This is a genomic window from Bacillus cereus group sp. N12, from assembly GCF_016483575.1.
Lineage (GTDB): Bacteria > Bacillota > Bacilli > Bacillales > Bacillaceae_G > Bacillus_A > Bacillus_A toyonensis.
In genome coordinates this window covers 25,658-49,961 of record NZ_JAEHBO010000019.1, presented here as the reverse complement: position 1 = coordinate 49,961, position 24,304 = coordinate 25,658, and the positions used below count along the sequence as shown (strand labels likewise).

Genomic DNA, 24,304 nt, shown 5'->3' with positions numbered 1-24,304 from the left:
GAATAAAAAAAATCGCTCCCCTTATGGAGAGCGATTTTCTCTAATATATTATGCTTGTAACTTTGACATTGCAATTTCAGCCGCTGCAATCGTCGCTTCAATATCTGCATCACTATGTGCTGTCGATAAGAACAAACCTTCAAATTGAGATGGTGGCAAGAATACACCTTGTTCTACCATTTCACGATAGTAAGCCGCGAAGAATTCTAAGTTTGAAGATTTCGCTGTATCGTAATTAATAACCGGCTCATCTGTAAAGAAAATACCAATCATAGAGCCTGCACGGTTAATATGATGAGGAATACCATGTTTTTCAGCCGCTTTACGTAGTCCCGCTTCTAACATTTCTGCTTTACGCTCAAACTCTACATATGATTCTGGCGTTAATTGTACTAACGTTTCATAACCTGCTGCCATTGCAAGTGGGTTACCTGATAAAGTACCAGCTTGATAAATCGGTCCGCTCGGCGCAACTTGACGCATAATTTCTGCTTTACCACCGTACGCCCCTACTGGTAAGCCACCACCGATTACTTTACCTAAACAAGTTAAATCAGGTGTTACACCGTAGTAACCTTGTCCACAGTTATAAGCAACACGGAATCCTGTCATTACTTCATCAAAAATAAGCAGTGCACCGTTTTGTTCTGTTACTTCACGAAGCCCTTCTAAAAATCCTGGTTGCGGAGGAACAACCCCCATATTCCCTGCTACTGGTTCTACAATTACACAAGCAATATCATCACCGAATTGTTCAAAAGCGTACTTCACACTTTCTAAATCATTATAAGCTACTGTAATCGTATTTTTCGCTACACCTTCTGGTACGCCAGGGCTATCTGGTAAACCTAGAGTCGCCACACCAGAACCAGCTTTAATTAATAACGAATCACCATGACCGTGGTAACAACCAATAAATTTTAAAATTTTGTTACGGCCTGTATAACCACGAGCTAAACGTAGTGCACTCATTGTCGCTTCTGTTCCAGAGTTAACCATGCGGACAATTTCAATCGATGGTACACGCTCAATAACAAGTTTCGCTAATTTATTTTCGATTTCTGTCGGCGCACCGAAGCTTGTACCTCTTTCAGCAACAGATTTTAACGCTTCAACAACACGATCATTTGCATGACCATGAATTAAAGGACCCCATGATAATACGTAATCGATGTATTCATTTCCATCAATATCATATACTTTAGAGCCTTTTCCACGCTCCATAAACAATGGATTCATACCAACAGATTTAAAGGCACGAACAGGGCTATTTACGCCACCAGGCATTAAGTCTTGTGCCTCTTCAAACGCCGCAATCGATTTATCAAACTTTTTCATTATTTAGCGCCTCCTTCTTGTAACCATTTTGCTGCATCTTTCGCATGATACGTAATAATTAAGTCTGCTCCTGCACGTTTCATGCTAATTAATTTTTCAAGCACAACTTCTTTTTCATTAATCCAACCATTTTGCGCTGCCGCTTTAATCATTGAATATTCACCACTTACGTTGTAAGCAATGATTGGTAAATTAAAGTTATTTTTCACATCACGAATGATATCTAAGTAAGAAAGAGCTGGCTTTACAATTAAGAAATCAGCACCTTCCATTACATCTGATTCTGCTTCACGGAATGCCTCCATACGGTTCGCTGGGTCCATTTGATATGTTTTACGGTCACCAAATTGCGGCGCGCCGTGTGCAGCATCACGGAACGGTCCATAAAATGCTGATGAATATTTCACAGCGTACGACATAACTGGTACGTGTCCAAAACCATTCTCATCTAACGCATGGCGAATTGCTGTTACGAATCCGTCCATCATGTTTGATGGCGCAATAATGTCCGCTCCTGCTTTCGCTTGGCTTACAGCTGTTTTCGCAAGTACTGCAAGAGACTCGTCATTTAAAATAATACCATCTTCAATTACACCGCAATGACCATGGCTTGTGAATTGACATAAACATGTATCTGCAACTACTACTAACTCAGGGAACTCACCTTTAATTTGCTTAATGGCACGCTGTACAATTCCATGATCACAATATGCTGATGATCCAACTTCATCCTTTTCAGCAGGTAAACCAAATACAATAACAGAACGAATACCTAAATCAACAACCTCTTGCATTTCAGCTTGCAATAAATCTAAAGAGATTTGATATACGCCCGGCATAGAAGGAACTTCATTACGAACATTCTCTCCTTCTAATACAAAAATAGGGTAAATAAAATCTTCCGTATGTAAAAACGTTTCACGCACAAGCGCACGCATGCCCCCGCTTTGTCTTAAGCGACGATGACGATTAAATTGTAAAGAGTTCATAAATTTCTATCCCCATTCTTTTATTTTGTCCCGCGTTAACGGGCAGTAAGACTCCCATCTCAAAATTCGGCTAGAGCAAAGAAGTTAGATGGGAAATCAACTGCCCATAAACGCCCAATTGGTGAGGGCTAATAATTAGTGTGGAATGAACCTCCCACTAATTAAAGTTTCACTTTATAGATTCACAAATGCATTGTAGTAATGCTTCTACAGTGTACTCTTTCGGCACAATAACATGCGGAAAATAAAGGTTCGCTTCTTTTTCCGTAATAGGCCCTATACAAGCAATTGTACATTTTTTTGTCCATTCTCTCCAGTTTGTGCCCTCCAGTAAACGAACAAAACTATCAACAGTTGAAGGACTCGTAAATGTAATAACATTTACTTTCCTTACTTTCAATGCTGTTATAAGTTCTTGTTTTTTCTCTACATTTACTTTCGTACCGTATACGATTAGCTCATCTAGAGAAACACCAATTCCCCGAAGTTTAACTGGAATTACATCTCTCGCTAAATTCCCTTTCGGAAATAAAATACACTCGTTTCCACTTAATTCTTTTAGAAACTCTTCGGCAAACACTTCTGCAACAAATGAGGTTGGAACAAAATGAACTTGATAGCCCCTTTTTTCTAACTCTAATTTTGTTTTCACGCCTACCGCAGCGATTTTAATAGTTAATGGTAGTTTCTTTTCTAAACCATCTAGAAAAAAAGTTACACCATTTTTACTCGTAAAAATAACCCAGTCATACGAATGTAGCTGCCTTGCTGTATGGTGAATTCGCCTATGAGATGTGCCTTCCATACGCAAAAGCGGAATTTCCAATGGAATTCCGCTCCGTTCTTTCACTGCTACACTCATTTGTTTCGCTTGATGCTGGGCACGTGTAATCAATACTGTTTTGCCAGCAAGAGCATTCATATTTATTGTTGTCCCTTATTTGCAGCAAGAATGAGTTCTTTTGCGCCTTGTTTAATTAAACGGTCCGCAGCCTCTAGCCCTACTTCCTTTGGTTCAACGCCTACCACTGTCTCTTTTAATAAAACAGAGCCGTCCATAGAACCGACAAGAGCTGTTAATTCGATTGCATCATCCTTTGTAAGAGTTGCATATCCAGCGATCGGAACTTGACATCCACCTTCAAGTTTATGAAGAAATACTCGCTCCGCTGCCACTGTTCTCTCTGTTACAGCATCATTCATATGCGATAACAACTGTAATAAATCGTTATCGTCCTCACGACATTCAATCGCTAATGCACCTTGTCCTACAGCTGGTACACATAACGTTTCATCTAAATGTTCTGTAATCACTTCATCATCCCAGCCCATTCTTTGTAATCCAGCTGTCGCTAAAATAATTGCATCATAATCTTCTTCTTTTAATTTACGTAAACGTGTATCGATATTTCCGCGAATCCATTTCACTTGTAAATCTGGTCTCGCAGCTAATAACTGTGCACTACGTCTTAAACTACTCGTTCCTAAAATCGCACCTTCTGCTAAATCTTTAAATGATTCTCCGCTTTTAGAAATAAAAGCATCACGAGGGTCAACACGCTTTGGTGTACAGCCAATCATTAATCCTTCTGGAAGTACGGCTGGCATATCTTTCATACTATGTACAGCCATATCGATTTCTTTCATAAGTAACGCATGTTCAATTTCTTTAACGAACAAACCTTTTCCGCCTACTTTTGAAAGAGTAACATCTAAAATCACATCACCTTTAGTGACAATTTCTTTCACTTCAAATTCATATGGTAAACCAAGTGCTTTTAACTGATCAATAAACCAGTTTGTTTGCGTCAATGCTAGCTTACTCTTTCGTGAACCTACAATAATTTTGCGCATAATTCTCTCTCCTCATTATAAATACCAAAAGTGGAAATTAGATAAACTACTTAATAGAAAAATGTTAACTAGCATTACGAGAAAGGCCCCTACATTCCACAGTACAATTTTCTTCCCTTGCAACACATCTGCCGCTCGTAAATACAAGCCCGTACAATATACAAATAGAACGACAAACGAACCGATTACTTTCGTATCATACCAATGAAAATTGTCCAATTTTGTATATCCCCATATGCATCCTAATAAAATTGCTAGTAAGAAAAATGGAACAGAAAATAAATTTAACCCGTAAGACGTAGATTCAAGCTTCGGCAAATTCCCTAACCTTCTTAATCTCGCATTCCACTTTTTCTTTTTTAATAGGCGATATTGCAGTAAATACATAATAGAAAAAATAAACGATACCGTAAACGTTGCATAAGAAATAATCGCCATTCCAACATGCACGTATACAAGTTCTGAAACTAATTGCTCTGCAAGTACTGGCGACATCTTTCCGAGCGGTGTAAAAATAGAAAAGGCGCTTACGCCAAATGCTACAACATTTGTAAAGAAGACTAAAAAGTCAACGCGCATAAATCGATTTATGACTAACGACATCGTAATCAATAACCAAACATAAAAATAAATCCCTGATAATAAAGTTAAAATGGGATTCGTTTCTGAATCTGTCGCCCTAAGCAACATAAAAATAGACTGCAATACCCATACAATCGAAAGTAACCAAAAAGCAAATCGGTTCGCCTTTCGGTTACTTTGGAAATAATCTATAAAATATAAACTAATGCTACAAGCATATAAAATAATTGCAATATGATAAATAATACTGTTATTTAAAAAACTCATCCGATCATCCTTCCAAATTATAAAGATGGAACGGATGGTGTCCACACTCTTTTATGTTCTACTTCTTCCGCACGACTCTCTACTTCTTCCGTTTCTAAATCAAAAATCTTTGCAAATAACGCTAATTTTTCGCCCGCCCCCTCTTCAGCAGCTATTTCTTTTGCTACTAAAATTGGGTCTTTTAATAATTGGTTAATAATACTTTTCGTATGCTTACTAATTACTTTTTTCTCACGATCACTAAGATTTGGTATTTTTCGTTCAAGACTTTCCATCGTTTCGCTTTGAATTACAAGTGCCTTATCACGAAGAGCTGCTATTAACGGAACAACACCAAGTGTACTTAACCACGTTTTAAATAGAACAATTTCCTCTTCAATCATAAATTGAATTTTCTCTGCTTCTTTCAAACGCTCAGCACGATTTGCTTCCACTACTCCTTGCAGATCATCAATGTCATATAAGAAAGAACCTTCTAACTCATCAATTGCTGGATCAATATCACGTGGCACTGCAATATCAACCATAAATAAAGGACGACCAGAGCGCATTTTCTCTACCTTTGTCATCATCTCTTTCGTAATGACATACTCTGATGCACCAGTGGAACTAATTAAAATGTCCGCTTCTAATAATGCACATTGTAATTCACTTAAAGATTTTGCATGTCCCATATATTTCTCAGCCATTACTTCCGCTTTTGAAAGCGTTCTATTCATAACGGTTACTTTACGAGCACCGCTTCCGTATAAATTTTGTAATGCAAGTTCTCCCATTTTACCAGCACCAAGAATAAGTACATGACAATCTGTTAACTCACCAAATATTTTCTTTCCAAGTTCAACAGCAGCATAACTAACAGACATTGCACTCTCACCAATTGTTGTTTCTGAGTGAGCACGTTTTGCTAACGTAATGACTTGCTTAAACAATTCATTAAAAATTGTACCTGTCGCTTTTACTTGTTGCGCTTCTAAAAAGCTATCTTTTATTTGACCTAAAATCTGCGTTTCTCCAACTACCATAGAATCTAAACCGCACGTTACGCGGAATAAATGATCTATTGCACCATCTTGTTCAAAAATAGTTAAATATGGTGCGACTTCTTCTATTTCAAGCTGAAACCAATCAGCTAAAAACTTCTTAATATAATACCGTCCCGTGTGTAATTGATCGACAACAGCATAAATCTCAGTGCGATTACAAGTTGATACAATGACATTTTCTAACACGCTCTTTTGACTTTGTAATGTAGTCATTGCTTGTTCTAGCTCTGCTGCCTGAAATGTGAGTTTCTCACGAAATTCTACAGGGGCTGTTCGATAATTTACACTAACAACAAGAATATGCACGCAGCATGTCCCCCTTCACCCGTTTTATCACTTTATCTACTATCATAATACAACTTTCCTCTTATGAATCTGACAATCGTGTGAACAACCGATTATTTTTTATATATTCTCCGTATGTAATAAAGGAGATTCAGTAAAACTAATAAAAAGCTCCCTACTTTATAATGATTATAAATTAATAACTCTATTTGTACGTTACCAAAAAAAGTCCTCATAATCAAGTGATGGAAACTATTCCATATAAATTATAACATCATCTTTCCTATCTTCTTTCATCATGAAGGAAAATATGTATGATTGTTCCAAAATATAGCACACACTTTCTCAATACAATGTATTTGACATTGTATTTATTTTTCGTTATATTGGTTTTACAAAATTAAATTGTTCACAATTTAAAAAGAAAGGAGTTATTCATGATAGAAGATTCTTTGCATCTAGATAACCAACTTTGTTTTTCTATTTACGCCTGTTCTAGAGAGGTTACACGTTTTTATCGACCGTATTTAGACGAAATGGGTATTACGTACCCTCAGTACATTACTTTACTTGTACTATGGGAACAAGACGGACTAACAGTAAAAGAAATTGGAGAACGTCTATTTCTAGATTCCGGCACGTTAACACCTATGCTAAAACGGATGGAATCATTAAACCTTGTAAAACGTGTTCGTTCAAAAGAAGATGAGCGAAAAGTTTGTATTGAATTAACAGAACAAGGTAAAGATTTAAAAGAAAAGGCTTGTTCATTACCGAAAACGATGGCTACAAATTTAGGAATTACAGAGCAAGAGTATCGTTCTTTATTAACCCAATTAAATAAACTAATTGAAACAATGAAAACAATAAATGATAGAAAAGGGGAATAAACATGGATAAATTATATACTGCTTCAGTAACAGCAACAGGTGGAAGAAACGGGAAAGTAGTTTCAGATGATGGCATATTAAATCTTGATGTAAAAATGCCGAAAGCATTAGGTGGTGCTGGCGGGGAAGCAACAAACCCTGAGCAACTATTTGCCGCTGGTTATGCCGCTTGTTTTGATAGTGCATTGCAACTTGTCATTCGTACAAAACGAGTGAAAGTGGAAAGTACAGAAGTAACTGCTCACGTTTCTATCGGAAAAGATACAGATGGTGGTTTCGGACTATCTGCTGTACTTGACGTACATGTCGCTGGCGTTTCTCATGCCGAAGCACAAGAACTTGTAGAAGCCGCTCACGGTGTATGTCCGTACTCTAAAGCAACACGAGGGAATATTGAAGTAACATTAAACGTACGCTAAAAATTTATACAAACAAAAAACGCGCGACATTCGTCACGCGTTTTTTGTTTTTGTCATTTTATGAATTGCCTTCCACGCTTCTTCTTTTCCAAGTCCTGTTTCAGAAGAGAATAGAACGATTTCATCGCCAATTTCAACAGCAAGCGTTTCTTTTACAACTTTTAAATGCTTTTGCCATTTCCCTTTCGGAATTTTATCGGCTTTCGTCGCAATAATAATTGTTGGAATTTCATAATGCTTTAAGAAATCATACATCATCACATCATCGTTTGTTGGTTGGTGACGTAAATCTACTACTAATACAGCTGCATCTAATTGCTCACGTGTTGTAAAGTACGTTTCAATCATCTTGCCCCATGCTGCACGTTCCGTTTTAGATACTTTCGCATATCCATAACCTGGAACGTCAACAAAATGCATCATTTCATTGATTAAGAAAAAGTTTAGCGTTTGCGTTTTTCCTGGTTTAGAAGAAATACGTACTAACTTTTTACGATTTAAAATTTTATTAATGAAGGAAGACTTCCCGACATTTGAACGACCTGCTAATGCAATTTCTGGTAAATCACTGTCTGGATATTGTTCTGGTTTAACAGCACTAATTACAATATCTGCTTTTGTTACTTTCATTGTTTCACTCCTACTAATGCGTGCTCCAATACTTCGTCTAAATGAGATGCAAGCACAAACGTAAGATTTTCTTTTACGCTTTCTGGAATATCATCTAAATCTTTCTCGTTCTCTGCTGGCAAAATAATTTTTGTTAAGCCTGCGCGATGAGCACTTAATGTTTTTTCTTTCAATCCACCAATTGGTAATACACGGCCACGAAGTGTAATTTCACCTGTCATACCAACTTCTTTACTTACAGGAATACCTGTTAGTGCAGAAATAAGTGCCGTTGCCATCGTAATACCTGCTGACGGTCCATCTTTTGGAACTGCTCCTTCTGGAACGTGAATATGAATATCATTTTTCTCATGGAAATTTGAATCAATATGAAGCTCTTCGGCACGAGAACGAATATAGCTAAACGCAGCTTGTGCTGATTCTTTCATAACATCCCCAAGTTTCCCTGTTAAAATTAATTTCCCTTTACCTGGCGCTACAGACACTTCAATTGCAAGTGTATCGCCGCCCGCTGCTGTATAAGCTAACCCGGTTGCCATTCCGACTTGGTCTGTTTTCTCTGCTTGCCCATAACGGAATATGTGTTTACCAAGTAAATCTACAATATTTTTCTCTGTCACAACAATACGTTTACGTTCCGCTGTAACGATAATTTTCGCTGCTTTACGACAAACTTTTGCAATTTGGCGCTCTAGCGTACGAACACCAGCCTCACGTGTATAATAACGAATAATTTCAAGAAGCGCTTCATCACGTACTTGTAAATTACCTTTTCGTAAGCCATGCTCTTTTAATTGTTTCGGCAATAAATGCTCTCGAGCAATGTGCACCTTTTCCAGTTCTGTATACCCAGCAATCGAAATAATTTCCATACGGTCAAGTAATGGACCCGGAATACTTGAAAGTGTATTAGCGGTTGCTACAAACATAACTTTCGATAGATCATATGGTTCTTCAATGTAATGATCACTGAAGTTATGATTTTGTTCTGGATCTAACACTTCAAGTAATGCTGCTGATGGATCGCCACGGAAATCGTTAGACATTTTATCAATCTCATCTAATAAGAAGACTGGATTAACTGTTTTCGCCTTTTTCATACCTTGAATAATGCGTCCCGGCATTGCTCCAACGTATGTACGACGGTGACCACGAATTTCAGATTCATCACGCACACCACCAAGGGATACACGGACAAAATTACGATTTAATGATGTCGCAATTGAACGAGCTAACGAAGTTTTCCCGACCCCTGGAGGGCCTACTAAACAAAGGATAGGTCCTTTTAATGAGTTCGTCAATTTTTGTACAGCTAAATATTCAAGCACTCGCTCTTTTACTTTTTCAAGACCGTAATGATCTTTGTTTAAAATCTCTTCAGAATGAACAAGATCAATCATATCCTCTGTCGCTTCTGTCCACGGAAGTGCTAATAACCAATCAATATAATTGCGAATAACACCGCTCTCCGCAGAACTTGCTGGTAGCTTTTCATAACGATCTAATTCTTTCAGTGCAGCCTTCGTTGTTTCTTCAGGCATTCCTGACTGTTCAATTTTCTCACGAAGTTCTTCAACTTCCCCGCCCTTACCTTCTTTATCGCCAAGTTCAGTTTGAATCGCCTTCATTTGCTCACGTAAGAAATATTCTTTTTGCGTGCGTTCCATTGAACGTTTCACTTTTTGTCCAATTTTCTTTTCTAAACTAAGTAACTCTTGTTCATCTTGAATAATTGAAATAAGTGTATGTAATCGTTCTTTCACAGATACAATCTCTAAAATTTCTTGTTTCTGTTTCGTTTTAATTGGCAAGTGAGAAGCAATTAAATCAGCTAGTCTTCCTGGTTCTTCTACATCAGCTACCGTTGCAAATGTTTCATTTGATACTTTTTTCGAAACTTTAATATATTGTTCGAAATGCTCCAGTAACGTACGCATAAGAGCTTTCTCTTCTAAATCATCTTCCACTTTTTCAGTTACCGTTTTAATAGAAACTTGTACTACATTTTCTTCCTCGATAAACTCTACTACTTCTGCTCTATGTAAACCTTCTACAAGGACACGAAGCGTACCGTTCGGCAATTTTAACATTTGCTTCACTTTCGCCACTGTACCTACACTATATATGTCATCTTCTTTCGGATCATCGATATTCATTTCTTTTTGCATCGCTAAAAAGATGATATTTTCATCCATTGCCGCCTGCTCTAGTGCCTGTATCGATTTATCACGTCCTACATCAAGATGCAGAACCATCGTTGGATATACGAGAACGCCTCTTAATGGTAGGAGGGGTACGATTCTTTCATTCGTATTCATACTAGACATAGCACCTCCATAATAAATTAAACTCCTGTTCAACTATTTTATATTACAATACATCTAGATGCAATTGCAGAGATTCTGAGCAATTGTAAATCCCTTGTTTTTTCTCCCTTATGAAAAGAAAAAAAGACTCCGCTTAAGCATACAAACTTAAACGAAGTCTGGCAAATTTTATTATCATTCATTCTCACATGGATTGTGCATCTGTTTCGTCTACAGTAGTATGTACATCAAGCTCTCGATGCATATTTTCCTGCATAAATGTTAGCTCAAATACTTCTTTTAACTTACGCACAGGAATGATTTCAATTCCCTTTATTGTGTACAAAAACGGTTGCATGTTTTCAGCAGGAATAATGACTTTCTTAGCTCCTGCTTTTTTCGCAGCCTTTATTTTTGCGTACACACCACCAATAGGCTTCACTTCTCCATGTATACTTATTTCACCTGTCATCGCCACTTCATTATTCACATATGTACGATGCACGGCTGAGTAAACACCCGTTGCCATAGCAATCCCTGCAGAAGGACCATCGATCGGGATACCACCTGGAAAATTAATATGTATATCGTACCCTTCTGGCAACACATCTAAAGAACGAAGTACTGTTAATACATTATCTACAGAACCTTTCGCCATACTTTTACGACGAATTGATTTCGTTTGGCTACCAATACTTTCCTCTTCTACAATACCGGTAACATTTACCGCCCCTTTATCTTTCGCCGTGATTGCTGTTACTTCTATTTCTAATAACGCTCCTGTATTCGGTCCGTATACAGCAAGTCCGTTTACAAGACCGATCCTCGGAATAGGGTAAATACGTTTTTCATATTTCGGTGCAAGCTGACTAGAATGAACAACCCACTCTATATCTTCATCTTTAATGAAAGAACGTTCTTCATTTATCGCCATACCAGCAGAGATTTGCACGAGATTGATTGCTTCTCGTCCATTCCTTGCATACATACCAATCATTTCAATACCGTTCTCACCGATTTGCATTTCCACTTTGTCGGCTGCATTCTTCGCTACTTTTTGAATTTCTTCTGTATCTAGTTCACGGAAAAATACCTCTAAGCAACGAGACCGAATAGCAGGTGGAATTTCCTCTGGTGAACGTGTTGTCGCTCCAACTAAGCGGAAATCTGCTGGTAAACCTTTTTGAAAAATATCATGTATATACGTTGGAATCATCGTATTCTCTTCACTATAGTACGCACTTTCTAAAAATACTTTTCGATCTTCTAACACCTTTAACATTTTGTTCATTTGAATCGGATGTAGTTCACCAATTTCATCAATAAACAAAATACCACCATGTGCATCTGTTACTGCGCCTTTTTTCGGTTGTGGAATACCTGCTTGCCCCATCGCACCAGCACCTTGATAAATCGGATCATGAACCGAGCCAATTAAAGGATCTGCAATACCACGTTCATCAAACCGAGCTGTCGTCGCATCAAGTTCGATAAATGTTGCATTCGTACGAAATGGAGATTTCGGATTTCGTTTCGCCTCTTCTAATACAAGACGCGCTGCTGCTGTCTTTCCGACACCCGGCGGGCCATATATGATTACATGTTGCGGATTCGGACCACAAAGAGCCGCTTTTAACGACTTAATCCCGTCTTCTTGCCCTACAATATCTAAAAAGGATGTAGGGCGCACCTTTTCCGCAAGCGGCTCTGTTAGAGAAATCTCACGCATTTTACGAAGCTGTTCTAATTCTTTTTTTGATTCTCGATCAATTGAAACTTTTTGTGTTCGCTGATTTCGAAGTAAGTGCCAAAAATATAATCCGACAATTACACCAAAAACAAGTTGAACAAGTAAAAATATATTTGTCCAGCTCATCATTTATTTCCTCCCGCAATGTTTTATCATTTAGTATTTCCGCGGAAGAACGTAGCTAAACATAAAGAAAAACAGCAATTATAAAAATTGCTGTTTCTCTTTCGCATTATGCAGATGTTTTTGTATCAAGTACAGTACCGTCTTGTAGCACCAATTTCGGTGGCTCATTATCAGCTACTGTTTCTTTCGTAAGAATACACTTCTCGATATCTTTGCGAGATGGAAGTTCAAACATTACATCAAGCATTAAGCCTTCAATAATAGAACGAAGTCCACGAGCACCTGTTTTACGTTCAATTGCTTTTTTCGCAATCTCAATCAGTGCGCCTTCTTCAAACTCTAACTCAACATCGTCAAGCTCCAACAGTTTTTGGAATTGCTTAACAAGTGCATTTTTCGGTTTCGTTAAAATATCAACAAGAGCATCTTCATCAAGTGGCTCTAGGTTCGCAATAACTGGAAGACGACCGATAAACTCTGGAATTAAACCAAATCTTAAAAGGTCCTCTGGTAATACGTGAGATAGAACATGCTTTTCATTTACATCAGCATTTTTCTTCTCTGAACCAAATCCAATTACTTTTTCACCAAGGCGACGTTTAATAATTGGCTCAATGCCATCAAACGCTCCACCACAAATGAATAGGATATTCGTTGTATCAATTTGAATGAATTCTTGATGCGGATGCTTACGACCACCTTGAGGTGGAACGCTTGCTACAGTACCTTCTAAAATTTTCAGAAGTGCCTGCTGTACACCTTCACCAGATACATCACGTGTAATTGATGGATTTTCGGACTTACGTGCCACTTTATCAATCTCATCAATATAAATAATTCCTTTTTCCGCTTTTTCTACATCATAATCAGCCGCTTGAATTAGTTTTAGTAAAATGTTTTCTACATCTTCCCCAACGTATCCAGCTTCTGTTAAAGATGTTGCGTCCGCGATTGCAAATGGAACATTTAAAATACGCGCTAATGTTTGTGCCAATAATGTTTTACCACTACCTGTTGGCCCAATAAGTGAAATATTACTCTTCGCTAATTCTACATCATCAATTTTGCTGTTAGAATTAATACGTTTGTAATGGTTATATACCGCTACCGCTAGTGCTTTTTTCGCGTTATCTTGTCCGATGACATACTCATCTAAGATTTCACGAATTTCTACCGGTTTCGGTACATCTTTGAATTCTACTTCTTCGTCCTTCGCAAGCTCCTCTTGTACAATTTCAGTACAAAGCTCGATACACTCGTCACAAATGTAAACACCTGGACCTGCAACTAACTTTCGAACTTGCGTTTGTGTTTTACCACAGAAAGAACATTTTAATTGCCCTTTTTCATCATTAAATTTAAACATATTTTCACACCCCTTACAAAGTGCTAACCTCTTGCCTTCGTATGTACACGATAAATGTATCGTATGTAAATACATATTATGTCACTACGTAGCGAGAAATACAAATAATATGACTAGTTATGTACAAATAAAAAGTTTTTAAAACTTTTGAAATATGTATATTCGACTTATAAAGGAACTTTTCCTTCTTCATCGAAAAGTTTTATAAATATATTTCTATATTTATAAAACAAGGCACGATTAAAATCGCGCCTTGTTATTTTATTATGCAGCGTTTTCTACTAAGAAGTCTACAGCTTTACGCACTTTAAGATCTTCAGATAAAGCGTCTGCGCTTCCAAGAGCTTGCTTGATAGCGTCTACTGGCATACCGTACATTTCAGCCATTTTTTCAACTTCTGCAGTTACTTCTTCTTCAGTAACTTCGATGTTTTCAGCTTCAATGATAGCTTCAAGAACAAGATTGATTCTTACACGTTTTTGTGCATCCTCTTTCATTTGCTCTTTTAATTTGTCAGCATCAGTACCTGTGAATTGGTAGTAAAGCTCAAGGTTCATACCTTGTTGGCTTAAACGTTGCTCGAATTCACGAACCATACGATCTAACTCAGTGTCGATCATAGCTTCTGGAATATCGATTTCAGCGTTAGCAGCAGCTAATTCTACTACTTCGTCACGTACTTTGTGCTCAGCTTCGTGCTTTTTGCCTTCTTCTAAGTTTGTACGAAGTTTTGTTTTTAATTCATCAAGAGTTGCAACTTCTTCGTCAGCCTCTTTAGCGAACTCGTCGTTTAACTCAGGAAGTTCTTTTGTTTTGATTTCGTGAATTGTTACTTTGAATGTTGCTGGTTTGCCAGCTAATTCAGCAGCATGGTACTCTTCTGGGAATGATACTTCAACGTCTTTAGACTCACCAGATTTAAGACCAATTACTTGCTCTTCGAAACCTGGGATGAAAGTACCAGAACCGATTGCAAGAGAATAGTTTTCGCCTTTTCCGCCTTCAAATGCTTCGCCATCAACGAAACCTTCGAAGTCGATTACAGCTGTATCACCATTTTCAATAGTTCCTTCTTCTTTAACAACTAGTTCAGCTTGACGCTCTTGTAAAGCTTTTACTTCATTCTCTACATCTTCGTCAGTTACAGTTGTTTCAACTTTTTCTACTGCTAAACCTTTGTACTCACCTAATTTAACTTCAGGTTTCACTGTAACTTTTGCAGTGAAGATAAGGTTAGCATTTTTTTCGAACTTCTCAATATCGATTTCAGGATGAGCAACTGGGAAGATACCAGCTTCATCGATTGCTTCACCGTATGCTTTTGGTAAGATGATATCTAAAGCATCTTGGTATAAAGATTCGATACCAAAGCGTTGTTCGAATAACGGACGAGGCATTTTTCCTTTACGGAAACCTGGTACGTTGATTGTTTTTACTACTTTTTTGAACGCAGCGTCGATAGAGTTGTTTACTTCTTTAGCATCAACTTCAATTGTTAAAACGCCTACGTTACCTTCTAATTTTTCCCATTTTGCAGCCATTTATTCTTTCCCTCCAACTATAATAATGTATGCACATACCTCTATAGATCAAAATATTCATTATCTCTCTTTCGAAATAATAAATGTACAAATAATCCTCTAGCAAATGCTTTCAGATATAATGTTCCAATCTACTAGTTGTCTAAAAGACAACTACGGTATATTTTGTTCGAGACTAATATGAAACATATTAAGTAAGAGAATTACACTTCTCTTCTCTTACAAACAGACAGATTTCTGCCTTTTGCAACCCTTACATTATAACATAGAATATGCTCGTTTCAAGAACTGAACGATTCTTTTTCATAATTATACGGGCAAATATCCTTCTCTTTCAACACGCAATAACCATTGATAGGCAATATGAAACTCTTCTAATTCAATATTATATGCTGTCATAAGTTCTTCTTCATCAATAGCCAATCCGAAACGCTTTCTTCCAATTCTCTCTAAAACAGCAGCCCAAATCTCTACTTTATCCATTAATAGTGCAAATGGGAAAACGCTAATTTGTAATTCTTTCCAATATGCAACCATCGCACTAAATATATCGGGATAATTTTGCTCCAATCGGCTTGATAATGTATGTATAATGTTATCGGATTGCTCCTCATTATGACCTGTAAATGCTGGAATCACTTTAACCCTATTTCCAAACTTTTCTACTTCTATCTCTTCTTCTACTTGATTTTCTATCATTTTATACAAAATAGAAGTTTTCAAATAAGGATGTTGCTTTTCGTCTATTAAAAATTTCTTTAAAACAGGTAATGCGAGATCCAAGTCTTTTAACGAAATCTGTTGAATCGCTCTCAGCTTTTGCCCAAAGTTTTCTCCAAAAATCTCCTTAGTAAATTCATCCAATTCGAAATTTGAATCAATTAGCGACGTGTCTTCTTCATTTAGCATACCTTCTGCAAATAAAGCGAGTTGCGCTAATTTTTCCTTTTGCTCAGGCATTATATCTTTCGTTCGCAAAACTTTTTCAACAGTTTCAATAACGCCTTCATAATCATTTGTTTGAACTAAAATCGTCACATACGTTTCAAGAATATCACCAAATAAGACAGCTCCTGTTTCAAGCAGCTGTTCACATTTGTCTTTCGCTTCTTCCATACGTTTTAATTCCAGCAAACAAATAACGGAAGCTAATTCCGTTTGTTCCGTTTCTGCATTATACTGACGTAATATTTCAAAGCAGCGCAATGCATCTTCGAATTCCCGCTCTTTCAGTGCTAAAAAACCTTCATCAATATAGCGTTCTGATAGTTGCGGAAACAATACGACCGTATTTTCTTTTTTATCCATACGTCCGCCTCTTTTTCTAGATTTTAATGATCTTCAAAGTAAATATATCAAATGCGTAATAAGAACACAACAATCTAAAACCTTTTGTTTGAAATATAAAAATATTCTATTTTTATATTTCAATACAGCTAAATCTTTATTAAAAAATCAAAATTATACAAATAAAAATCCTCAGCAACAGACGCAGAGGATTCATCATTAATGGAAAGCTTTTATAATTGTGGGGTATATTACAAGGGTAATAATTTGGAGAACAATAATTGCCATAACAATCATGCTAAAATAGAAGATTGGCTTACTTCGCTTCATTAAAAACATAATAATAAGCATCGTGCAAGCAAACAAACTTAAGAAAAACAAACTCGTGGTCGAACTAAGTATACCACTCGGGACAAAGAACAATAACACTACACTACAAGTACCTATAATTCCAAATAACCATTCCATTCATTCACTCATTCCCTTTCCCTCTCATGGTAGTTTTTTTACTAAGCGATTAAATGTTTTACAACATCAACTACATACGTTAATTTCTCATACGCTACAAATCCAAAAGCAACTGTTAAGCCTGTTACAACTAATCCCTTCATCATTTCTTCCTCCTCGTTTTATCGTTGTTACCTTCATTATAAAAGATTAGCAATTTCTTACCATCGAACTACCTTACAGTTACCTTACAGAATTGTAAGATTTCAAAAGGGTTAGAAAAACACCTCCTATCGCTTGAGGTGCTTTCATGGAATTTCTCTATAATCACTTGCAATATTAACTTTTTCTCTTGATAATTTTTCGGAGAATCAACTCTCAAACTAATGGATTTATTAAATAATTTAGGATCGAAATAATATTCGTTATTTTTCTTAACTTACCTTCAAATATTTTCGCCTTACAAGAAAACATTTTGTTAAAATCATGTTAATATATTTTTGTATAATTAAGAATTTAAAAGGGGGATTATATATGTTTAAAAAAATGGCTGCAGATGTATTAGGACTAAGCGATGTAGGGTCTGTCATTACACCGAAAGATTACGATAAGGTTGATGCTGATGATTACGTGATGCATGAAGATGGAGAGAAAATTTATTTTCTAATTAAATCAAAATCAGATGAATATTGTTTCACAAACAAAGGATTAATCCACTTAGATGGCACAAGCGCAACAAGTAAAAAACGTACACTACGCCGCTTTAGCTATAGTAAATATCAAATTAAAAACGTAGCACTTGAAACTGCCGGAACGATTGATTTAGATGTAGAAATTAAGTTTCAAATGGGAGATGAGCATTATTCAATTGATGTTCATAAAAAATACATTGAAGAATTAAAAGATTTATATAAGGCTTTACTTAAAATAGAAGAAATTTCATACGACAACGATATTACATTGCAGTATGCACATAAAAGTCTAGATATGGCATCTAACGCTTTTAGCCGTATTTCAAATGCACAAGTAAATTTAGCAGAGCAATTTAAAGAGATAAATGAAATCGCCTTTAACTGGCTCGTTGATACGAAGAAACAATATAATGTGAAAGATTATGGTTTTGTCTTTGAGAAGTTTATTAATAACTAAACAAAAAACCTTGTTATCAAAAAATAACAAGGTTTTCTTAGCGCCCCAGGAGAGATTCGAACTCTCGGCCCGCTCATTTCCATACTATTTTATATATTTTGATCGCAGTCTTAATATATCTTCCTCTTCGCGAATGCCTGCCGATCCCTTCCTCACATTTTTTACGACAGTCCAATTCGGGTTAGTTTCATCACCGATGTTCTGTATTGTAAAGTTACCGTCACCATATTTTCGTTGACCTTCTGCCAATTTCTCCGTTAAATCATTCTCTTTTGCTCTCGCCATCTTTGCGCCATCTCCCTTTTTTATACAACCTTCTTAAACTGTCCAACCAATCACACGTCCAGTCAATTGGAGATTCTCGTTTTCCGCTTCTATTAATTGTAACACACTGTCGGGGATAAGTTTCGATAACGGGTGCTCAATCGTACTAGAATGATAAAAAGTTTTATAACACTCTAAGTGAACAATTGGGATAATATAGATATGGATTTAAGTTCCATCATAAGCCTATTGATTCTTTAAATTAAACAAGAGAAATAGAGCGCATAAATGGCGCTCTATTCTTAATGCACTTTAATCTGTTGTATATAATAATTATTATATGTTACGTTATATTTTTTACACCTCTTGCACATACATCAATTTTTAGACAAACAAAAAACCTTGTTATCAAAAGATAACAAGGTTTTCTTAGCGTCCCAGGAGAGATTCGAACTCCCGACCGTACGCTTAGAAGGCGTATGCTCTATCCGGCTGAGCTACTGGGACATGGAGCGGGTGAAGAGAATCGAACTCTCGACCAGAGCTTGGAAGGCTCTTGTTTTACCACTAAACTACACCCGCATATGTTATTTTATTTTTCTTCGTTAGCGCTGTTTCCCTATCGACAATATTTATTATATGTATATCCATACATAAAGTCAACACCTTTTTTAAAAGAGGATAATTTTTCTTATCCTCTTTTAAAAACTGCTTGTTCAACTAGTTGTCCGTCTAATGTTTCAAAGCGAACATCTATATGTTTTTCATTCATTTCTAATAAGGCAAATGTCTTTTCTGCACGCTGACGTGGTAATAAAATACTTCCTGGATTGATAAATAAAACTCCATCAATAAATTCCGCACCTAATACGTGAGAATGTCCGAAGCATGCAACTTGTGCCCCCACTTCTTCTGCATAGTACGCTAACGTTTGTAAAGTCATTTTCACGTTATGACGATGTCCATGCACAACTAAGAAGCGAATGCCATCTACGTCAGTTACAATTTCATCTTGAAAGTTAGCATAATCACAATTTCCTTTTACAACATGGAAACCTTGCAGTTCTTCATGAGCAGGCGTTAACTCCGAATCACCACAATGGATCATGACATCTACTTTCCCTTCATATTTCTCTTTTAACTGCTGTAATTCCTTCACAGAGCTATGACTATCGCTTACGATTAAAGCTTTCATCAATCTCTCTCCCTCATTCTCCTAAAAACCATTCCGGAATTTTTTCTTCTAACTTACGAAGAGCACGTCCGCGGTGACTAATGGCATTTTTCTCATCTGAACTTAGTTCTGCCATCGCTTTTTTATATGCTTCTACATAAAAGATTGGATCATATCCAAAGCCGTTTTCCCCGCGGCGCTGTTCTAAAATGTACCCTTCACACGTTCCATTCACAATGACCGGTTCTTTATCCGCTTCTGGGAATGCAACTGCTAATGCACAGTAGAAACGCGCTTTACGTTTTTCAAAGTCAATTCCATTTAATTCTTGTAACACTTTATCCATGTTCGCTTGATCGTCTTTCGGCTCTCCTGCAAACCGGGCTGAATACACGCCTGGTTTTCCGTTTAGAGCATCTACGATCAGACCTGAATCATCCGCAATTACGATAGAATCCAACTGTCTACTCAAACTATCTGCTTTTAAGATTGCATTTTCTTCAAACGTTTCACCAGTTTCTTCGACTTCTTCAATATGAGGAAAATCGTGTAATGATTTCACTTCTAAATCAAAGCGCTCAAATAACTCAGCAAACTCACGCACTTTCCCCATATTTTTTGTCGCAACAACAACTTGTTTCATATTTTCCACCTCTACTCTATATGAGATACGATGTCACCTAACGCTTCTTTTTGCATGTCAATTAGTTGGAAAATGCCTTGTTCCGCAGCATCAAGTAATTCATTTAACTGTGTTCTGCTAAACGTCGCTTCTTCTCCAGTTCCTTGCACTTCGACAAACTGACCTTTTCCAGTCATAATCACGTTCATATCAACGTCCGCTTTAGAATCTTCTGCATAGTTTAAATCTAAAACAACACCTTGCTCTTCCACAATTCCTACTGACGTTGCTGCTAAATAATCTTTTACTGGAATTTTAGATACTTTTTCTGCTTGTAATAACTTCTCAAACGCTAATACCATCGCTACATATGCACCTGTAATAGAAGCTGTTCTCGTTCCACCATCTGCTTGAATAACATCACAGTCAATCCAAACTGTTCTCTCGCCAAGTGCTTCTAAGTCAACTACCGCACGTAATGCTCGTCCAATTAAACGCTGGATTTCCATTGTACGTCCAGTTACTTTCCCTTTACTTGACTCCCTGATTGTACGTTGTTCTGTTGCACGCGGAATCATCGCGTATTCAGCTGTTACCCAGCCCTTTCCTTCCCCGCGCATAAACGGTGGGACACGCTCTTCAATTGTCGCTGAGCAAATTACCTTTGTATCCCCAACTTCAATTAATACTGATCCTTCTGGGTGTTTTAAATAATTCGTATGAATATGTATATGGCGTAATTCTGTTTTCTCTCTACCATCTACTCGCATAAAAATAACCTCCTCATAACTACTTGTTAGTATAGCCAAATTTAAATGTATGATATGTATACAATAAAAGAAGGGGAACCCAAAAAGCAATTCCCCTTTCTTACTTAAGTATATCAAATTATCCACGATTAAAAACTACCTGTATTCACGTTTTCTGGACGATCTACAGGTTTTATTAACTTTCCGCCCTTTTCATCTATAAGATTTGCTTTACCATTTACCTCAATAGAAACACTTTTTACGCCTTTCTTTTCTGTTAAAGATAAAACTAACGACTTCAATACGTAATTTGAAACCATATTTTTATCTGGGTTTACAAATATATTTTCATTAAAGTTTAATGTAAGATTTCCGTCTTGCAATTTTGGATTCGTAATAAGCTTAACTCCTGGGTTAAAATCATTCAGGAGCGATTGATGAATCGGTCCTTTTACAAGTTCATCTATAATGGTTGCATAATCATTTTCTTTTCCCTCTACAACGCGGCGTGTTACCGGTACATAATATTGCTGCTTATCATTATTTTGCGCCATAAAGTAAAGCGTAACTGGTTTTGTATTTGTTACATCTGCTACTTGTTCATCATCAAAGTTAATACCATTCGCACGACTCACCCCTTCTCCAAGCGGTGTACCCGCGACAGGCATCTTCGCTAACTTTTCACCATTTATCTGAAACTGCACTTGTTTTATTTCTTTAAATTGAGTCAAAGTCCACGCTACTGACTCAACAATTTGACGCTCTTCTTCTTTTGCATAGTTTTTCATTTCTTTAGAGAAATCAATTACTGCTGTCCCATCTTTTTTCAAATCTAGAGTCATCGATGTATTTGCTGGAATAACCGCACGGAACCCATTCGGTAATAAATCAGTTACCGGCCCATCTTTCACAAGGTATTCTAGCGTTTGCTGTATTACTTCATTCGCTTTCGGAGTAGGCATTGCGATTGTTTGCGGTACAACATATCCATTTTTATCAACTAAGTATATTTCTCTATTTATCGTTTGCCCTTGTTTATTTTGAGCCGTCCCTTTCTTTTCACCATCTGTATACGTAACTTTTTTTGGTGGATCAATTTGTTCGGTCGCTTTCTCCTGATTTATGAAGCCGCACCCTGTTAATAAAACAGCACTTACCGTAGCACCAATAACCCATTTAAAAGTGGATTTAGGCATGCCTTTCCCCCCCTAAAAACTAAGTTTGTACTATTATGTATACGAGCTATTTCACGTTTTAGAACAAGCTGTGCTTCTTATAAAGTGAAACTTTAATCAGCAGGGTCTTACTGCCCGGCAAATAGCGGGATAAACAAAAAAACCCTGATTTCTCAGGGGTTCACTTATATGAATTCTATTATTATTCTTCTAAATGAATATGCTTCACATTTTCAATCGGCTGACCGAACCATTTTGATGCAATTTCTTTAAATAGGCCTATTTTCCCTGTTGTTAAGAAGAGATGATCACTTTGTTCCTCTCCCTCATTCAACATTTTACTATGATATAAAATTGTACTTACTTCACGCGCTGTTTCATCACCAGAACTAATTAGTTGCACTTTATCTCCCATTACCTTTTTAATAACAGGACCTAAAATTGGATAATGTGTACAACCTAAAATAAGTGTATCAATATCGGTATTTTTCAGCGGTTGCAATGTTTCTCTTACAACTTCATACGCCATTTCACTTTCGAAATTCCCACTTTCTACAAGTTCGACGAAAGGCGGACATGCTAAACTTTCTACCATAACACGGTTATTAATAGACTTTAACGCTTCTTCGTATGCACCACTTTTCACCGTTCCAATCGTACCAATAATCCCAACATGATACGTATTTGTCACTTTTAAAGCTGTACGTGATCCTGGGTGAATAACTCCCACTACCGGAATTGGTAATTGTTTCTGCATTTCTTCTAATACAACCGCAGTTGCTGTATTACACGCAATAACTAACATCTTGATATTTAAATCTAGTAAATGCTCCGTCATTTCCCACGTAAATTGACACACTTCTTCTCGAGAACGTGGACCATAAGGGCAACGCGCTGTATCCCCTAAATATATAATACGCTCTTTCGGCAACTGACGAATTAATTCCTTCGCTACAGTTAAACCACCAACTCCTGAATCGATAACACCGATTGCTCTATTCAACTTCATCACCCGTTTTCTCATTCATCATCTTATTTTATCATTATATTTTACACACTTTAAGTTCGCTCACTTAAACTGCTTCTGTATGAAAATTTTCATTTGTACCTGTATAGACTAGGACCTTTTTTATTTTGCTCCTTTTTTTCATAATTTGCAAGACAGAAAAATAACCGACCTTCTATACGAAAGTCGGTTTCTTCTATATAAAGTGCATATTTACCTCGCTATTTGCCGGGCAGTAAGACCCTGCTAATTAAAGTTTCACTTTATTGCTCCATCTTTTTTTTGGAAAGAAGACATTCCTATTAATAAGAAGAAATGAGCAGAAATTAAAAGGACGATAATTTATTTACAGCCCTTTTTATAGCCTTACCTATTCCCACGCTAGACTGCGGATTTTGCCCTGTAATTAAACGACCATCCACTACAACATGTGGCGTAAAATTAGGAGCTACATAAAACAAGGCCCCTTCTTCTTTCAATTTACTTTCTAGCAAAAATGGAACTCGCTTTTCTAAATGTACAGCTTTTTCTTCATCGTTTGTATAACCTGTTATACGCTTACCGGCAACAAAAAACGAACCATCTTTATTTTTCACACCAACTAAAGAACTTACCCCGTGACAAACAGCCGCTACAATCCGGTTATTGTTATACATATTCTCAATTAAATTTGCTACATATGGATTACCTGGAAAATCTACAATCGCCCCGTGTCCACCACCAAATAATACCGCATCATACTCTGAAGAATGGACAGTTGAAATCGCCCTCGTATTTTGCAATAAAGAAGCGACATGCTTAAATTCACGAGGTATGCCATTCGGAATAGATACTCTATCAATCGGCACTCTTCCGCCTTTTATAGAAACAATATCAACATCGAACTTAGCTTTTTTAAATAAAAGATAAGGGGCTGCGAGCTCTTCCAGCCACAAACCAGTCGGGTGTCCATTCATATCATGAGCACTTGTTGAAACTAACAGTATCCTTTTCAACATATCCCCTCCTTATTACCTATTTATGTATGAAACGTTTTTATCA

General features: G+C 36.9%; 23 protein-coding genes, 2 tRNA genes and 1 pseudogene. 3 read left to right on the top strand and 23 right to left on the bottom strand.

Features of this window, described 5'->3' with window-relative positions; all coding sequences use genetic code 11:
* Positions 1–48: 48 nt before the first annotated feature.
* The 6 genes from hemL to hemA all read right to left on the bottom strand — a co-directional run bounded on the left by hemL (position 49) and on the right by hemA (position 6,382).
* Positions 49–1,338 carry a glutamate-1-semialdehyde 2,1-aminomutase gene (hemL, locus tag JDS92_RS12330; protein ID WP_000712944.1) on the bottom strand — a complete coding sequence of 430 codons (1,290 nt, stop codon included), beginning with the start codon at positions 1,336–1,338 and terminating at the stop codon, positions 49–51.
* Positions 1,338–2,327, bottom strand: coding sequence for a porphobilinogen synthase (gene hemB, locus JDS92_RS12325; RefSeq protein WP_199631976.1), 990 nt, complete (start codon positions 2,325–2,327; stop codon positions 1,338–1,340). Before hemB ends, hemL begins: the two co-directional genes overlap by 1 nt.
* Before the next feature lie 169 nt (positions 2,328–2,496).
* Positions 2,497–3,249 (bottom strand): uroporphyrinogen-III synthase, encoded by a 753-nt coding sequence (hemD, locus tag JDS92_RS12320; RefSeq protein WP_199631975.1) that lies wholly within the window; start codon positions 3,247–3,249, stop codon positions 2,497–2,499.
* Positions 3,250–3,251: 2 nt separating this feature from the next.
* On the bottom strand, positions 3,252–4,181 hold the full coding sequence (hemC, locus tag JDS92_RS12315) for a hydroxymethylbilane synthase (protein ID WP_001226391.1): 930 nt from the start codon (positions 4,179–4,181) through the stop codon (positions 3,252–3,254).
* A gap of 15 nt (positions 4,182–4,196) precedes the next feature.
* The gene (locus JDS92_RS12310) at positions 4,197–5,030 is read right to left on the bottom strand and encodes a cytochrome c biogenesis protein (protein WP_000009003.1); all 834 of its coding nucleotides are present in this window, start codon (positions 5,028–5,030) and stop codon (positions 4,197–4,199) included.
* A gap of 17 nt (positions 5,031–5,047) precedes the next feature.
* On the bottom strand, positions 5,048–6,382 hold the full coding sequence (gene hemA, locus JDS92_RS12305; RefSeq protein ID WP_000547854.1) for a glutamyl-tRNA reductase: 1,335 nt from the start codon (positions 6,380–6,382) through the stop codon (positions 5,048–5,050).
* Between the two features lie 416 nt (positions 6,383–6,798).
* Here hemA and JDS92_RS12300 point away from each other — a divergent pair, with 416 nt between their 5' ends.
* Positions 6,799–7,251, top strand: coding sequence for a MarR family winged helix-turn-helix transcriptional regulator (locus tag JDS92_RS12300; protein WP_000568750.1), 453 nt, complete (start codon positions 6,799–6,801; stop codon positions 7,249–7,251).
* A gap of 2 nt (positions 7,252–7,253) precedes the next feature.
* Positions 7,254–7,670, top strand: coding sequence for an organic hydroperoxide resistance protein (locus tag JDS92_RS12295; protein WP_000359777.1), 417 nt, complete (start codon positions 7,254–7,256; stop codon positions 7,668–7,670).
* 33 nt (positions 7,671–7,703) lie between these two features.
* On the opposite strand, the gene ysxC is transcribed toward JDS92_RS12295, so the two are convergent.
* The 8 genes and pseudogenes from ysxC to JDS92_RS31700 form a co-directional block, all read right to left on the bottom strand.
* Positions 7,704–8,300 (bottom strand): ribosome biogenesis GTP-binding protein YsxC, encoded by a 597-nt coding sequence (gene ysxC / locus JDS92_RS12290; RefSeq protein WP_000869123.1) that lies wholly within the window; start codon positions 8,298–8,300, stop codon positions 7,704–7,706.
* Positions 8,297–10,627, bottom strand: coding sequence for an endopeptidase La (gene lon, locus JDS92_RS12285; protein WP_199631974.1), 2,331 nt, complete (start codon positions 10,625–10,627; stop codon positions 8,297–8,299). The genes ysxC and lon overlap by 4 nt, the downstream gene beginning before the upstream one ends.
* 184 nt (positions 10,628–10,811) lie before the next feature.
* Complete coding sequence (lonB, locus tag JDS92_RS12280) at positions 10,812–12,482, bottom strand: ATP-dependent protease LonB (protein ID WP_033663342.1); 1,671 nt, start codon at positions 12,480–12,482, stop codon at positions 10,812–10,814.
* Positions 12,483–12,588: 106 nt separating this feature from the next.
* Positions 12,589–13,848 (bottom strand): ATP-dependent protease ATP-binding subunit ClpX, encoded by a 1,260-nt coding sequence (gene clpX / locus JDS92_RS12275; RefSeq protein ID WP_000472286.1) that lies wholly within the window; start codon positions 13,846–13,848, stop codon positions 12,589–12,591.
* 264 nt (positions 13,849–14,112) lie between these two features.
* On the bottom strand, positions 14,113–15,390 hold the full coding sequence (tig, locus tag JDS92_RS12270; protein ID WP_000729257.1) for a trigger factor: 1,278 nt from the start codon (positions 15,388–15,390) through the stop codon (positions 14,113–14,115).
* 309 nt (positions 15,391–15,699) lie between these two features.
* Entirely contained in the window at positions 15,700–16,698 is a 999-nt protein-coding gene (locus tag JDS92_RS12265) for a hypothetical protein (RefSeq protein WP_000358250.1), read from the bottom strand.
* Between the two features lie 198 nt (positions 16,699–16,896).
* Positions 16,897–17,145 (bottom strand): hypothetical protein, encoded by a 249-nt coding sequence (locus tag JDS92_RS12260; protein WP_001983650.1) that lies wholly within the window; start codon positions 17,143–17,145, stop codon positions 16,897–16,899.
* 287 nt (positions 17,146–17,432) lie between these two features.
* Positions 17,433–17,545 (bottom strand): annotated as a pseudogene (locus JDS92_RS31700) (group I intron-associated PD-(D/E)XK endonuclease); the annotation flags it as partial.
* A 113-nt stretch (positions 17,546–17,658) separates the two neighbouring features.
* Here JDS92_RS31700 and JDS92_RS12255 point away from each other — a divergent pair.
* On the top strand, positions 17,659–18,273 hold the full coding sequence (locus tag JDS92_RS12255; protein ID WP_098137373.1) for a PH domain-containing protein: 615 nt from the start codon (positions 17,659–17,661) through the stop codon (positions 18,271–18,273).
* Positions 18,274–18,357: 84 nt separating this feature from the next.
* Here JDS92_RS12255 and JDS92_RS12250 read toward each other — a convergent pair whose 3' ends face one another.
* The 9 genes from JDS92_RS12250 to JDS92_RS12210 all read right to left on the bottom strand — a co-directional run bounded on the left by JDS92_RS12250 (position 18,358) and on the right by JDS92_RS12210 (position 24,261).
* The gene (locus JDS92_RS12250) at positions 18,358–18,558 is read right to left on the bottom strand and encodes a hypothetical protein (RefSeq protein WP_000090056.1); all 201 of its coding nucleotides are present in this window, start codon (positions 18,556–18,558) and stop codon (positions 18,358–18,360) included.
* Positions 18,559–18,970: 412 nt separating this feature from the next.
* Positions 18,971–19,044 (bottom strand) — tRNA-Arg (locus JDS92_RS12245).
* 1 nt (position 19,045) lies between these two features.
* Positions 19,046–19,119, bottom strand: a tRNA-Gly gene (locus JDS92_RS12240).
* A gap of 109 nt (positions 19,120–19,228) precedes the next feature.
* Entirely contained in the window at positions 19,229–19,732 is a 504-nt protein-coding gene (locus JDS92_RS12235; protein ID WP_199631973.1) for a metallophosphoesterase, read from the bottom strand.
* 13 nt (positions 19,733–19,745) lie between these two features.
* A complete protein-coding gene (locus JDS92_RS12230) occupies positions 19,746–20,354 on the bottom strand; it encodes an XTP/dITP diphosphatase (RefSeq protein WP_141555939.1) in 609 nt (202 codons plus the stop codon).
* Between the two features lie 11 nt (positions 20,355–20,365).
* On the bottom strand, positions 20,366–21,103 hold the full coding sequence (rph, locus tag JDS92_RS12225; RefSeq protein WP_001261767.1) for a ribonuclease PH: 738 nt from the start codon (positions 21,101–21,103) through the stop codon (positions 20,366–20,368).
* Between the two features lie 128 nt (positions 21,104–21,231).
* Complete coding sequence (locus JDS92_RS12220; RefSeq protein ID WP_001126735.1) at positions 21,232–22,278, bottom strand: GerMN domain-containing protein; 1,047 nt, start codon at positions 22,276–22,278, stop codon at positions 21,232–21,234.
* A gap of 181 nt (positions 22,279–22,459) precedes the next feature.
* The gene (gene racE / locus JDS92_RS12215) at positions 22,460–23,266 is read right to left on the bottom strand and encodes a glutamate racemase (RefSeq protein WP_098711451.1); all 807 of its coding nucleotides are present in this window, start codon (positions 23,264–23,266) and stop codon (positions 22,460–22,462) included.
* A gap of 323 nt (positions 23,267–23,589) precedes the next feature.
* Entirely contained in the window at positions 23,590–24,261 is a 672-nt protein-coding gene (locus JDS92_RS12210; protein ID WP_098711450.1) for a type 1 glutamine amidotransferase domain-containing protein, read from the bottom strand.
* Positions 24,262–24,304: the final 43 nt, after the last annotated feature.

Coding starts and splice junctions, on each gene's coding strand:
- hemC (WP_001226391.1), bottom strand. CDS start 4,181: ATGCGCAAAATTATTGTAGGTTCACGAAAGAGTAAGCTAGCATTGACG.
- JDS92_RS12310 (WP_000009003.1), bottom strand. CDS start 5,030: ATGAGTTTTTTAAATAACAGTATTATTTATCATATTGCAATTATTTTA.
- rph (WP_001261767.1), bottom strand. CDS start 21,103: ATGCGAGTAGATGGTAGAGAGAAAACAGAATTACGCCATATACATATT.
- racE (WP_098711451.1), bottom strand. CDS start 23,266: ATGAAGTTGAATAGAGCAATCGGTGTTATCGATTCAGGAGTTGGTGGT.
- JDS92_RS12265 (WP_000358250.1), bottom strand. CDS start 16,698: ATGGATAAAAAAGAAAATACGGTCGTATTGTTTCCGCAACTATCAGAA.
- hemD (WP_199631975.1), bottom strand. CDS start 3,249: ATGAATGCTCTTGCTGGCAAAACAGTATTGATTACACGTGCCCAGCAT.
- hemL (WP_000712944.1), bottom strand. CDS start 1,338: ATGAAAAAGTTTGATAAATCGATTGCGGCGTTTGAAGAGGCACAAGAC.
- JDS92_RS12220 (WP_001126735.1), bottom strand. CDS start 22,278: ATGCCTAAATCCACTTTTAAATGGGTTATTGGTGCTACGGTAAGTGCT.
- JDS92_RS12300 (WP_000568750.1), top strand. CDS start 6,799: ATGATAGAAGATTCTTTGCATCTAGATAACCAACTTTGTTTTTCTATT.
- ysxC (WP_000869123.1), bottom strand. CDS start 8,300: ATGAAAGTAACAAAAGCAGATATTGTAATTAGTGCTGTTAAACCAGAA.
- clpX (WP_000472286.1), bottom strand. CDS start 13,848: ATGTTTAAATTTAATGATGAAAAAGGGCAATTAAAATGTTCTTTCTGT.
- JDS92_RS12250 (WP_000090056.1), bottom strand. CDS start 18,558: ATGGCGAGAGCAAAAGAGAATGATTTAACGGAGAAATTGGCAGAAGGT.
- JDS92_RS12230 (WP_141555939.1), bottom strand. CDS start 20,354: ATGAAACAAGTTGTTGTTGCGACAAAAAATATGGGGAAAGTGCGTGAG.
- JDS92_RS12235 (WP_199631973.1), bottom strand. CDS start 19,732: ATGAAAGCTTTAATCGTAAGCGATAGTCATAGCTCTGTGAAGGAATTA.
- JDS92_RS12260 (WP_001983650.1), bottom strand. CDS start 17,145: ATGGAATGGTTATTTGGAATTATAGGTACTTGTAGTGTAGTGTTATTG.
- lon (WP_199631974.1), bottom strand. CDS start 10,627: ATGTCTAGTATGAATACGAATGAAAGAATCGTACCCCTCCTACCATTA.
- tig (WP_000729257.1), bottom strand. CDS start 15,390: ATGGCTGCAAAATGGGAAAAATTAGAAGGTAACGTAGGCGTTTTAACA.
- hemB (WP_199631976.1), bottom strand. CDS start 2,327: ATGAACTCTTTACAATTTAATCGTCATCGTCGCTTAAGACAAAGCGGG.
- JDS92_RS12255 (WP_098137373.1), top strand. CDS start 17,659: ATGTTTAAAAAAATGGCTGCAGATGTATTAGGACTAAGCGATGTAGGG.
- lonB (WP_033663342.1), bottom strand. CDS start 12,482: ATGAGCTGGACAAATATATTTTTACTTGTTCAACTTGTTTTTGGTGTA.
- JDS92_RS12295 (WP_000359777.1), top strand. CDS start 7,254: ATGGATAAATTATATACTGCTTCAGTAACAGCAACAGGTGGAAGAAAC.
- JDS92_RS12210 (WP_098711450.1), bottom strand. CDS start 24,261: ATGTTGAAAAGGATACTGTTAGTTTCAACAAGTGCTCATGATATGAAT.